Below are 12,014 nucleotides of genomic sequence, written 5' to 3'. Positions count from 1 at the left end.
GACTCTTTTTCCAAATTAGAAGACACACATGACATCAAATTCACCCTTCTCTGGGCCAACCATACCGAGACACCCTCAAGTCTTAAACAATTTGATGATGTAGTGCAATACTGGATAGACAATTATTTTAGAAGTTCTAAATATAAAAAAATAGATGGAAAACCCGTCGTTTTCATATTTTCATCTGAATTATTTGAAAAAGATGCCAGGAGTTTCGGCAGTAACACCAATGAACTCTTGGAAAGGGCACGGGATCGAGCGATCCAGGAAGGGTTGCCTGGAATATACTTTGTTGGATCAATAAAGGCTGGCGATAAGTTTTCTCAGGAGATTTTACCACTTCAGGATTACGACTCAGTATCAGCTTATAATTATCAATTTAATGCAGCCAAAAAATTGAATGAAAGGCGCCCATCCGCAAGTTACAAAGAGCTTTCAGATGGATATAAGCAAGCTTGGTATTCTATTTTAAGTACTAGCAAACTACCCTATTTTATCCCCGTAACTTCGGGATGGGACAAAACTCCATGGGGTGGAAGCGAAATCCCCACTCATGATAATTCGAGCAGCACCCCAGAGCAATTTAGATTGCATTTGGAATCAGCAAAATCTGTTATCACCGCAGAACCCAAAAAAACACTAAGCACAGTAGTCATATGTTGCTGGAATGAATATGGCGAGGGTTCATACATTGAACCAACAAAAAAGTATAAATTTGAATATTTAGAACAGATTAAAAGCACTTTCAAAACTTCAGGTAACTCTGAAAACCCCTCACATTGAAAGAACCAAAAAGTCTCTATGAAAAACCTCTATATCCTCGGCATCCGCGGCATCCCCGCCAAACACGGCGGTTTTGAAACCTTTGCCGAAAAGCTCTCCCTCTATCTGGTTAAGCAGGGCTGGAAAGTCACTGTCTACTGCCAGGAAGAGGGTTCCGGCGGTATATCGACCAGTGAATGGAAGGGTGTTCATCGGATTCATATCCCGATCGCCAATACTGGCGTGGCGGGCACGGTGTTTTTCGATTGGAAGGCCACCGTCCATGCGCTGGGCCAGAAGGGACTGTTTCTGACCCTTGGCTACAACACGGCGGCGTTCAATATTCTGCAGCGGATCAAGGGCCAGACTAATGTCATCAATATGGATGGCATCGAATGGCGGCGGGAGAAGTGGGGACTGGTGGCGAAAACCTGGTTCTGGCTGAACGAGCGGGCGGGTTGCTGGATCGGCAACCACTTGGTAGCCGACCATCCGAAAATCAAGGATCACCTGGTCACCCGGGTCAAGGATTCGAAGGTCACCATGATCCCCTATGGCGGGGATTGGGTACACGAGGCAGACCCGGCCGACCTGACCGGTTATGGCCTGGAGCCCCATGGTTTCTCGGTGGTGATCGCCCGGCCGGAGCCGGAGAACTCCTTTCTACAGGTCGTCAAGGCCTTCAGCAGCAAGCGCCGTAACCATAAGTTGGTGGTGCTGGGCAACTTCACGCCAGAGAAGAACGAGTACCACAAGCGGGTGATGGACGCGGCCGGCGAGGAAGTGATCTTCCCCGGTGCCATCTATGAGGCGGCGGTAGTCCGGGCCCTGCGGTTTTTCAGCCGCTTTTACATCCATGGCCATCAGGTAGGGGGCACCAACCCTTCGCTGGTAGAGGCATTGGGCGCCGGTTGCTCGGTGATTGCCCATAACAACCATTTCAACCGTTGGGTTGCCGGTGATGCGGCGGTGTACTTCGACGACGAGCACGACTGTGCGAAGTTGTTCGAGAAATATCTGCGCGACGACCACAACCATTTGATCGCGGCGATGAAGGCTGAAAGCACCCGCCGTTTCAACGAAAAGTTCACCTGGGAAAACATCCTTTCCCAATATGAAAAATTACTGATCCAGTGGTACCCCAGGGAGTACAGCAAGTGACCCAACGTATTATCGTCACCGGCGGTGCCGGTTTTATCGGCTCCGCCGTCGTTCGCCATCTGATCGGCAACACGGATGTGAGCGTACTCAATATCGACAAGCTCACCTACGCCGGCAATACCGAGTCCCTGGCGTCGGTGGCGGGTAGCCCACGGTATGAATTCCAGCAGGTGGATATCTGCGACACCGAGGCGCTGCACGAACTGTTCGCGCGTTTCCAGCCCGATGCGGTGATGCACCTGGCGGCCGAGTCCCATGTGGACCGTTCTATCGACAGCCCATCGGACTTCATCCAGACCAACATCGTCGGTACCTACAGCATGTTGGAGGCTAGCCGCCGTTATTGGTCGGGACTGGCGGCGGAGCAGAAGCAGGGCTTTCGCTTCCACCATATCTCCACCGATGAAGTCTATGGCGACCTGGAAGGCACCGACGACCTGTTCACCGAGACCACGCCCTACGAGCCGAGCTCGCCGTATTCGGCGTCGAAGGCCGGCTCCGACCACCTGGTGCGCGCCTGGCACCGCACGTATGGCTTGCCAGTATTGGTCACGAATTGCTCGAACAACTATGGACCCTTCCACTTCCCCGAGAAGCTGATCCCCCATGTGATTCTCAATGCCATCCACGGCCAGCCGCTGCCGGTGTATGGGGATGGCTCGCAGATCCGCGATTGGCTGTTTGTCGAAGACCATGCCCGAGCGCTGTTCGAAGTAGTGTCGCGCGGCACCGTGGGCGAAACCTACAACATCGGCGGGCACAACGAGAAGCGCAACCTGCAAGTGGTGGAAACCATCTGCGAACTGCTCGATGAGCTGCGCCCCCGCGATGAAGAGCTGGGCTCATACAAGGAACTGATCACCTTCGTCACCGACCGCCCCGGGCATGACCGTCGTTACGCCATTGATGCGAGCAAGATCGAGCGTGAGCTCGGTTGGCGACCACAGGAAACCTTTGAAAGCGGCCTACGCAAAACGGTTCAGTGGTATCTGGGCAATCAAGGGTGGTGGCAACGAGTCCTTAACGGTGAGTACCGCCCGGAGCGTCTTGGCCATATCGGTTGAATCATTCAAACCCTGCCTCTATTCAACTCTGAAGGGAATCCTCATATGAAAGGCATCATTTTGGCGGGAGGCTCCGGCACCCGCTTGCATCCTATTACCCGTGGTGTATCCAAACAGCTGCTGCCGGTCTACGACAAGCCGATGATTTATTATCCGCTGTCGGTATTAATGCTGGCGGGCATTCGCGAGATATTGATTATTTCCACGCCGCAGGACTTGCCCAACTTCCAGAACCTGTTGGGTGATGGCTCTTCTTTCGGTATTGAACTCAGTTATGCCGAACAACCTTCTCCCGATGGTCTGGCCCAGGCCTTCCTGATCGGCGAGGATTTTATCGGCGACAGTAATGTGGCGCTGATTCTGGGCGACAACATCTTCTACGGTTACGGCTTCAGCGCCTTGTTGCGCGAAGCGTCACAACGACAGTCTGGGGCGACCGTTTTCGGTTATCGCGTCAGCGATCCGGACCGTTTTGGTGTTGTCGAGTTCGACAGCGACGGCAAGGCGATCTCGATCGAAGAGAAGCCTAAACATCCGAAGTCCGACCATGCCGTCACCGGCTTGTATTTCTACGACAACGATGTGGTGAGCATTGCCAAACAAGTCAAACCTTCGATCCGCGGCGAGCTCGAAATCACGGACGTGAACAATGCCTACCTGGAGCGCGGAGATCTGCACGTCAGCGTGCTGGGGCGTGGTTTTGCCTGGTTGGACACCGGGACCCATGATTCGTTGATGGAGGCCGGGCATTTCGTCCAGACCATCGAAGCGCGTCAGGGTTTGAAAGTGGCTTGTCTGGAGGAGGTGGCGTACCACCAGGGTTGGTTGTCGGCCGCGGAGCTCGATAAACAAGCCACCGCGTTACACAAAACCGGTTACGGCCAATATCTGGCACGGGTGCTGAATACGGAGCCCGCAAAATGAATGTCATCAATACCCGGTTGCCTGGTGTACTGATCATCGAGCCTAAAATCTTCGGTGATGCCCGCGGGTTCTTTCTCGAGAGCTACCACCAGCAGCGTTATCGCGACGCCGGCATCGAATTGCCTTTCGTCCAGGACAATCACTCGCGCTCGCAGTATGGCGTGTTGCGTGGTTTGCACTTCCAAAAGACCCGGCCCCAAGGCAAGTTGGTGCGGGTCACCCAAGGTGCGGTGTACGACGTGGTGGTGGACATCAATCCAGAATCCCCCACGTGTGGTGAACATGTCGGCGTCAAATTGACCGCTGACAACCATCTTCAGTTATGGGTGCCGCCGGGTTATGCCCACGGTTTCTGTGTGCTCAGTGATACCGCCGATTTTCAATACAAATGCACCGATCTGTATTATCCCGAAGACGAGGGTGGTCTGCTCTGGAATGATCCGGAGCTGGACATTGCCTGGCCCGTGGAGTCGCCTCAACTCTCGGAAAAAGACTTGCGCAACCCGCGCTTGCGCGCGGTATTGAACGGGGAATGACTGATTAATAATGGTCTATAGTTAACATTAACTATTTATGACTTGAGTTATTTAGTCTGAATGACCCATCACAGTAGAATCTTGCGTGATAAGAAGCCGGGAAAATCCTGACTAATAATAACAACAGGCGCGAGGGGCGAGTTATTTATGATCGGGAGCTTGTGCCGAAAATGTCTTATTTTGCAGCAAACGTCTTGGAAAATCTCCTTTTTCGTCAGTGCATCCTGCCCCGTGCAAACGCTTTTACGGATGAGGTGACGAGGCTCGGCATATGGCATGCACTGCCTATAAATGACATCCTCCAAAGGAGGCAATGTGCATGAACTGTCTCGTTCAATTTGCGGGTGTCAGTTCTATTCACCTGCTGTCCCATTCCCGGTCCCTAGTATCAAATCTAATGCAAAGTTGATGTCGAGAAGGAGTCTGATATGAAGAAACTACTTACGGCCGGCTTGCTGGCTGTCATGAGTACCGCGGCGTTGGCAGCGGATGAACCAGTGAGCAAGACGGTGAGCGAAAGTGAGCCGCTGTCGTTGAATACCCCGTTGGTCGGGGGCGTGACGGTCGCCGAAACTATGGTGGTCGGCGCGGCCATTCTCGGTGCTGCTGCGGCTGCTTCAAACTCCGGTGGCAGCTCCAATGGCGGTACCTCCGGAACAGGCGGCACCACCGGCACTGGTGGTACTACCGGTACCAACTAATACCCCGCGAAGTGTGTTGTTCAAGATCACTCAGAACTTTTCTGGGTGATCTTGTTTTAGATTTGCCCTCGACTAGCGTAGTGCCATTATGATCCGTAGATTATCTGTTGTTATGCTGGCAAGTATCAGCTTGCACGGCTGTATGTTTTCGCCTGGTCAACACATGGACACCAGTCAAATGGTCAGTGACGGCTCTGGGGAAAGTAGCCGGGTGGAACTTATTCCCATTACGCCTAAATTGATTGCCATGGACGCCGCCACGCAAGTTCGCGAATCGGTCCCTTCGATATTGACGTCCTATGTGCCTGGCGGTTATCGCGTGGGCGCCAATGACCTGTTGTTTATCACGGTCTGGGATCACCCCGAATTGACGGCGCCTTCAGGGCCGCAACAGCAACTCGATGCCAACGGTCGTCTGGTGCGCCCCGACGGCACGCTGTTTTATCCCTACATCGGTAATATTCCGGCCGCCGGTAAAACCATCGAAGAGTTGCGAGCCTTTATTGCCGAGCGCTTGTCGCAATTTGTCGAAAGCCCTCAGGTCGACGTCAGCGTATTGCGCTTCGCCAGCCAGACAGTGGTGATTTCCGGCGCGGTGCTCAAAGCCGGTCAGCAACCGATCACCACCACCCCGTTGAGTGTGGTAGAGGCCGTTGGCGCGGCCGGGGTGGACCCTTTGAACGCAGACTTGTCGGGCCTGACGCTGACCCGGGACGGGCGCGAGTACAAACTGGATCTGGACACCCTCAATCGCCAGGACTCACAGCTACAGGGCATCTACCTCAAGGGTGGCGACCGGTTGTACTTACCTTATAACGACCAGAAGCGAATCTATGTCATGGGTGAGGTCAACCAGCCTCGCGCGCTGAGCTTCAAGAGCAAGTCGATCAACCTGACCGATGCTCTGGGCACTGTAGGAGGCTTGAACCAAACTACCTCCAATGGCAACGCGGTGTACGTGATTCGCGGCGCGGACAACCTGGAAACCGAACCGGCCAAGGTGTTCCAGCTCGATGCCGAATCGCCTTCCGCGTTGGTGTTGGCCACCCGTTTCGACTTGCGGCCGCAAGACATCGTTTATGTCGGCCCGGCCGGCGTGACGCGCTGGAACCGTCTGATTACCCAGCTTCTGCCTACCGCCAGTGTCCTCGGGACCGGTGCCAGCTCAGTTAACGATCTCAGCGAAGCCAACAGCAGATAAGGCTCTATCCCGCCGTGAAAATTTTGCCTACCTCCGCCAGTCTGATGATGGCGCTCTTGCTGTGTGGGTGTAACCCGTTGATGAAGGCTTCCTGGGATACCCTCGAATCCTCCGTCGCAGGACCTTCCTCCATCAACTTGACCCGCGCTCAGGTCGACGCTGTGCCTTATCCGCAGATCCTGGTCACCACCATCTCCAGCGAGGGGGTGATGGCCATGGCCCGTCGGCGGGGCGACCTGCAGTTCTGGGTCGCTTCCGGCAAGCAAGTGCTGATGATGCGTGACGGTCTGGTGGTACGCACCGTCGGGCTGGGAGTTTCTCTGGACGGCACTCGTTTCAATGATGAGTCGCCGTTCAAGCGCGGTCTTCAGCATTTGCCCGAGGGTTACACCAGCATGCGCTGGATCGACATCTACGATGGCAACCGAATTGGTATCGCGGTCAACAGCCGTTTCAGCCCTCACGGCATCGAGACCATCAGCATTCTGGACAAGGATTACGCCTTGCTGCGCATCGACGAGCAGGTGGATGCACCCACCCTGAATTTCCACGCCACCAACCGCTACTGGGTCGACCCCCAGGACGGTTTCATCCTGCGCAGCGAGCAGCACCTGACGCCGCAGCTGTTCCTGAAAATCGTGCAGTTACGCCCTGATCGGGGAGCTGCCCGGTGAAGTGTTCGAACCTCGTGTTACTGGGCTTATTCTTGTTCGGCCCGGGTGTGGGCCAGGCGGCCGTCACGGTCAGTGGTGACGTGCGCAGCCCCGGCCACTTCGATGTCAAACCCGGTGCACGCTTGCTGGACGTTATTCGCGACGCCCAACCCAACCCCGAAAGTTACTGGCTGGGTGCGGCGTGGCTGCACCGCTCATTGGAAGATCAGCAAGCGCGTTTGAAGGCAGGCGTTCTGTTCGATCTGAAACTGCTGCAACGGGGTGCCTTGCTGGATGGCCGGGACACGCGAGCAGAATTGAGTGCGCGCCTGTACGAGCAGATTGAGCGACTACCGGTCACCGGGCGTCAGGTCGCGGTGCTCGACCCGATCGCCGTGGAAGTGGGCTTCGCCCGTAACGCTTTGCTGGATGATGGTGACCACCTTATTTATCCCGCGCGGCCGTCCACTGTAGAAGTCCTCGGAGCAGTCGCTCAGCCCTGTCATGTGCCTTACCGCGCGCTGCAGGAAGTCCGTGTTTATGCTCGAGACTGCACCATTCTCGATGACGCCGAGCGCGATTATCTGTGGTTGATCCAGCCCGACGGCCAGGTACGGCGCGTGGGCGTGGCGGCATGGAATCGCGAGGAGGGCGTCGTGGCTGCTCCAGGCAGCAGAATCCTGGTGCCGATCAGGAATGATGATCTTGAGGTGCCGACCCCTGACCTCAACCAACAACTGGCCGAGTTTTTCGCCACTCAACCCTTGGCTGAGGTGGCTCCTTGAAGTGCCTGTTGAAGTTACGTTTTGCTGCTGTCTTGCTCCTGCCCTGCGGATGGGCTCACGGTGAACCGCGCTACACCCAGAGTGATTTTGGTGGCGTCGGTCTGTTGCAGACCCCCACCGCGCGCATGGCTCCCGCGGGGGAGTTGAGCGCCACCGCCAGTCGTACCGATCCTTACTCGCGCTACAGCTTTTCCTTGCAGCCGCTCGATTGGTTGGAGGGCTCGTTTCGTTACACGGCGATCACCAACCGCAACTACGGTCCCGAAGATTTTAGCGGCGATCAGAGCTTCAAAGACAAGGCAATCGACATCAAGGCGCGGCTTTGGGAAGAAAGTCACTGGGCACCGCAGGTCGCCGTCGGTGCCCGAGATATTGGCGGTACCGGGCTGTTTTCCAGCGAGTATTTCGTCGCCAACAAGCGTTATGGCGACCTGGATTTCAGCCTCGGCATTGCCTGGGGCTATCTGGGTAATCGGGGGGATTTCAGCAATCCGCTGGCGGTATTCGGCAGCAGTTTCAACGACCGGCCAGAGAGCAGTGCAGCTGTCGCCAGGGCAGGGGATGTGAACACCAATGCTTACTTCAGGGGCCACCCTTCGTTGTTTGGCGGGGTTGCCTACCAAACACCGTGGGAACCGCTGAGCCTGAAGATCGAGTACGAGGGCAACGACTACAAGAATGAGCCACTGGACAACTCGATCAAGCAAGACCTGCCGATCAACATCGGCGTGATCTACAAGCTGGCCGACAGCGTCGATCTGAGTGCGGGCTGGGAGCGTGGCAATACGGCGATGTTCGGCATCACCCTGCACACCAACTTTGTCAGCCGCAAGGCGCCGGTCAAGACGTACGACCCTCCCGCCGAGCCGTTGCCGGCGCAGGAGCCGTCGACCCCGGCCGATCAGGTCAATTGGGTCGATGTCTCCAATCGGCTGCAGCAAAATGCCGGCTACAAAGTGAAGCGCATCACCCAGCGCGGCTCGGAGTTGATGGTGTATGGCGAGCAGTCTCGTTATTTCTATTCGGCCAAAGCCGTCGGACGAGCCAGCCGGATTCTCGATAACAGCGTCAATCAAGACATCGATTGGTTCACTCTGGTGAATCAGCGTTATGACATGTCCATCGAGGAAACCAGCGTGCCGCGCGAAACGTTCCGCGCGGTGGTGAACGCCGACCAGCCGCTGAAGGATCTGCACCGTACGACTGAAGTCAATCCGGCGATGGCGCACCGGGAAACCACGCTCTACACCCAGGCGCTGGAACCGTTCACCTACGGCTTGGGTCTGGGCTACAAACAGAACATCGGCGGCCCCGACGGATTGCTCTATCAGTTCACCGCCGATGCCGACGCGGAGTACCGTTTCACTCGCAATACCTGGTGGAGCGGCTTGCTCAGTGTCAACCTGTTGAACAACTTCGACAAGTTCACCTACGACGCGCCGACCGGGCTGCCGCGAGTGCGTACCGATCTGCGCCAATACATGACCACCTCCGATTTGACTATGCCGACGTTCCAGTTCAACCATGCGGTGCAACTGGATCGGGATTTGTATGGCATGGCCTACGGCGGCTATCTGGAATCGATGTATGCCGGGGTCGGCAGCGAAGTGCTGTATCGACCTACGGGGAAACGCTGGTCGGTGGGCGCAGATCTAAACTTCGTGCGTCAGCGGGATTTTGATCAAGGCTTCGGCCTGCGTGATTACCAGACCGTGACGGGCCATGTCACCAGCTATACTGAACTGCCCGATGACATGCTTGCAGCGGTAAGTGTCGGGCGTTATCTGGCGCGGGACTGGGGCACCACCGTCGACGTGTCGCGGGTGTTCAAGAACGGCGTGAAGTTTGGTGCCTGGGTCACTCTGACCAGTGCGTCGAAGGAGGAGTATGGCGAGGGCAGCTTCGACAAAGGGATCTATATTTCCATCCCGTTCGACGAGTTGATGAGTACCTCCACCATGCGTCGGGCCAACATCGTCTGGGCGCCATTGACCCGCGATGGCGGTGCACGCTTGAGCCGCGCTTACTCGCTGCAGACCATGACCGACGGACGTGACAGCGACCTGTTCTACAATAACTTCGAGAAAATTACCGAATGATCACGTGGCTCAAGGGCTTGGTCGAATTACCATTCTGGCTCCGGGGCTTGGTCTTTGTTGCAGTGACGGTGATTCTGCTGTTCGCGGGTTTGCGCGCTCAGCCGATCCCGGAACTGTTCGTCGAAGAGGACAAGCTCCATCACTGGATCGGCTTTCTGGTATTTGCGTGCAGCTGCCGCCTGGCCTTTCCCAATGTGAAATTTCGCTGGATAGCCTTGGGGTGTTTGCTCACCGGCGTACTCATCGAGGCCGCGCAGGGTTTGATGCCGCTGCGCACGGCTTCGCCCTACGACATGCTGGCAAATAGTATCGGCGTGTTGATGGGGTTGTTGATTTCAAGGTACTGGGTGCGTTGAAAAGGCTTTAAGCACTAAGCAGTCTCCTGGCATGTTGTACCGTTGGCGACACCGGTTCGTTCACCGGCCACAACGGCTGGCATCGAATACACCTGCGACGCTAAATCGATATCACAACAGAGTTTTTAGGAAATGGACCTCATGAAGAGCTTATTAACTATGCTGCGCGAGACATACAACCCACCGGAAAGATCAGAAAAATACGATCTAATCCAGGTGCTACGTTTTATCGCAGCGCTAGCCGTTGTCCTATGCCATTCCGCGTTTTATGCGCAAGAACGACTAGATCCTGACGCATTCAGGTACGGACCTGGAAGCAATGGCGTTTCCTTATTCTTTGTGATCAGCGGCTTCGTCATGATTCTCGCCTCTGAAAAACTGCACGGAACGGCCAATGGCTGGAAGCACTTCGCCACCCGCAGAATTGCCCGTATCGTTCCGCTGTACTGGGTTGCCTCCACCATAAAACTGCTCGTGTTACTCTCAGCCGCGCACTTTGTGCTGCACGCCGAAATTGACTGGGGATATATATTTAAATCATATTTTTTTATTCCTTCCGTAAACATTGACAGCGAAGTCAAGCCGCTATTGGGCGTAGGCTGGACACTGCTATTTGAAATGTTCTTTTATGCCGTGTTTACACTTTGCCTACTGCTAAAGTTGAGTGCCATACGCTGGTGCGCCGGGCTATTCGGTTTATTGACCGTCGCTTCGTTCTTTAAAATAGAAAACTGGTCACCGGCGATGCAATTCTATGCAGACCCGATTGTCCTCAATTTTCTATGGGGAATGCTGGTCGCGCGTCTCATCCAGAAGCGTATTTACATGCCTAAGTCTATTGCCGTTATCCTGGTTATATTGTCATTGGCTTATCTGTTCCTACCACGCTCCACCGATTGGGGCGGAACAATACTCTACGGAATCGCCTCGCTTTTCACGGTATACGGATGCGCGTCCATCGAGAAAACCTGTAACGTTACGGTACCAAAATTACTTGTTTTTCTTGGAGCCGCCTCTTATGCCATCTATCTATTTCACCCGCTGCTCTCGCCCGCGGCGCCGGAAATCCTGAAACGTATTGGCCTAATCATTCCCTCGATCTCGGTAATCATCAGCACTCTGATCGCCCTTGTGGCCGGCAGCATTTTCTATGCTTTGATAGAGACGCCCGTGACCTCGCGGCTAAACGCCCTGATTAAAAGGCGCCTCGCAAAACCTACAGCCGACACTGCGCCAGTCATAAAAACACCCGCCTAAATCCCTCCCCGCACGGCTTGCGATCCAAGCCATGCGGGCGCTTCATGCCATGACCTTCAGGCATACGCCGATACCACCCAGCGCAGTAATAGTGAATATGAGCGTACCAGTGGTGCGGTAAATTTCAGCGCGTTTCACCCGAACCAACAATGCCAGTGTAATATCGTTCCGACTCCTATTGCGAGAATGACCTCTTCGTATAAAAGCACGCTAAGTAACAGTTTTTTTCGTGCTTCCCTGAATATGGCAATACCATAACTTATGGCCCGGCTTATTTTTTGGTAGTTTATTGCTGTGCAAGCCTTGAAAAGTCGTTAAAAATTACGGGGCCTCGGGGTTTGGTACTTTTGGGAGCGGCGTCTTACTCCATTTATTTGTTTCACCCCTTAACTGCTCCTGTGGTACCTGAGGCGTTCAAGCGACTTGGTATTATCTATTCTGTTCCGTCGGTGATTGGCAGTATCTTTGTCGCCCTTTGCGTCGGGGCTTTCATGTATCGCTTTGTTGAGTGTCCA

The 12,014-nt window shown here is 54.9% G+C and carries 12 protein-coding genes; all 12 read left to right on the top strand.

The window, feature by feature from the left end:
* On the top strand, positions 1-783 hold a 783-nt coding region (locus BK662_RS19075), incomplete at its 5' end, for a glycoside hydrolase family 99-like domain-containing protein (RefSeq protein WP_123359339.1).
* 18 nt (positions 784-801) lie between these two features.
* Positions 802-1,923: a DUF1972 domain-containing protein gene (locus BK662_RS19070; RefSeq protein WP_123359338.1), complete on the top strand. Its 1,122-nt coding sequence runs from the start codon at positions 802-804 to the stop codon at positions 1,921-1,923.
* Positions 1,920-2,987 carry a dTDP-glucose 4,6-dehydratase gene (gene rfbB, locus BK662_RS19065; RefSeq protein ID WP_123359337.1) on the top strand — a complete coding sequence of 356 codons (1,068 nt, stop codon included), beginning with the start codon at positions 1,920-1,922 and terminating at the stop codon, positions 2,985-2,987. Before BK662_RS19070 ends, rfbB begins: the two co-directional genes overlap by 4 nt.
* Before the next feature lie 45 nt (positions 2,988-3,032).
* Positions 3,033-3,911: a glucose-1-phosphate thymidylyltransferase RfbA gene (gene rfbA, locus BK662_RS19060; RefSeq protein WP_123359336.1), complete on the top strand. Its 879-nt coding sequence runs from the start codon at positions 3,033-3,035 to the stop codon at positions 3,909-3,911.
* A complete protein-coding gene (gene rfbC, locus BK662_RS19055; RefSeq protein ID WP_123359335.1) occupies positions 3,908-4,447 on the top strand; it encodes a dTDP-4-dehydrorhamnose 3,5-epimerase in 540 nt (179 codons plus the stop codon). The genes rfbA and rfbC overlap by 4 nt, the downstream gene beginning before the upstream one ends.
* Before the next feature lie 428 nt (positions 4,448-4,875).
* Positions 4,876-5,148 carry a hypothetical protein gene (locus tag BK662_RS19050; RefSeq protein WP_123359334.1) on the top strand — a complete coding sequence of 91 codons (273 nt, stop codon included), beginning with the start codon at positions 4,876-4,878 and terminating at the stop codon, positions 5,146-5,148.
* Between the two features lie 88 nt (positions 5,149-5,236).
* Positions 5,237-6,349 carry a polysaccharide biosynthesis/export family protein gene (locus tag BK662_RS19045; RefSeq protein WP_185047159.1) on the top strand — a complete coding sequence of 371 codons (1,113 nt, stop codon included), beginning with the start codon at positions 5,237-5,239 and terminating at the stop codon, positions 6,347-6,349.
* Between the two features lie 14 nt (positions 6,350-6,363).
* Complete coding sequence (locus BK662_RS19040; RefSeq protein WP_123359333.1) at positions 6,364-7,023, top strand: YjbF family lipoprotein; 660 nt, start codon at positions 6,364-6,366, stop codon at positions 7,021-7,023.
* Positions 7,020-7,787: a capsule biosynthesis GfcC family protein gene (locus BK662_RS19035; protein ID WP_123359332.1), complete on the top strand. Its 768-nt coding sequence runs from the start codon at positions 7,020-7,022 to the stop codon at positions 7,785-7,787. Before BK662_RS19040 ends, BK662_RS19035 begins: the two co-directional genes overlap by 4 nt.
* 8 nt (positions 7,788-7,795) lie before the next feature.
* Positions 7,796-9,886, top strand: a complete 2,091-nt coding sequence (locus BK662_RS19030) for a YjbH domain-containing protein (RefSeq protein WP_123359341.1) — start codon at positions 7,796-7,798, stop codon at positions 9,884-9,886.
* A complete protein-coding gene (locus tag BK662_RS19025) occupies positions 9,883-10,242 on the top strand; it encodes a VanZ family protein (RefSeq protein ID WP_123359331.1) in 360 nt (119 codons plus the stop codon). Before BK662_RS19030 ends, BK662_RS19025 begins: the two co-directional genes overlap by 4 nt.
* Positions 10,243-10,383: 141 nt before the next feature.
* Positions 10,384-11,499 carry an acyltransferase family protein gene (locus tag BK662_RS19020; RefSeq protein ID WP_259695942.1) on the top strand — a complete coding sequence of 372 codons (1,116 nt, stop codon included), beginning with the start codon at positions 10,384-10,386 and terminating at the stop codon, positions 11,497-11,499.
* Positions 11,500-12,014 lie beyond the last annotated feature (515 nt).

Source organism: Pseudomonas frederiksbergensis, from assembly GCF_003732275.1.
In the GTDB taxonomy this organism is placed as follows: Bacteria; Pseudomonadota; Gammaproteobacteria; order Pseudomonadales; family Pseudomonadaceae; genus Aquipseudomonas; species Aquipseudomonas frederiksbergensis_H.
The sequence above is the reverse complement of the archived record's forward strand: the minus strand, read 5'-3'. Positions and strand labels throughout refer to the sequence as shown.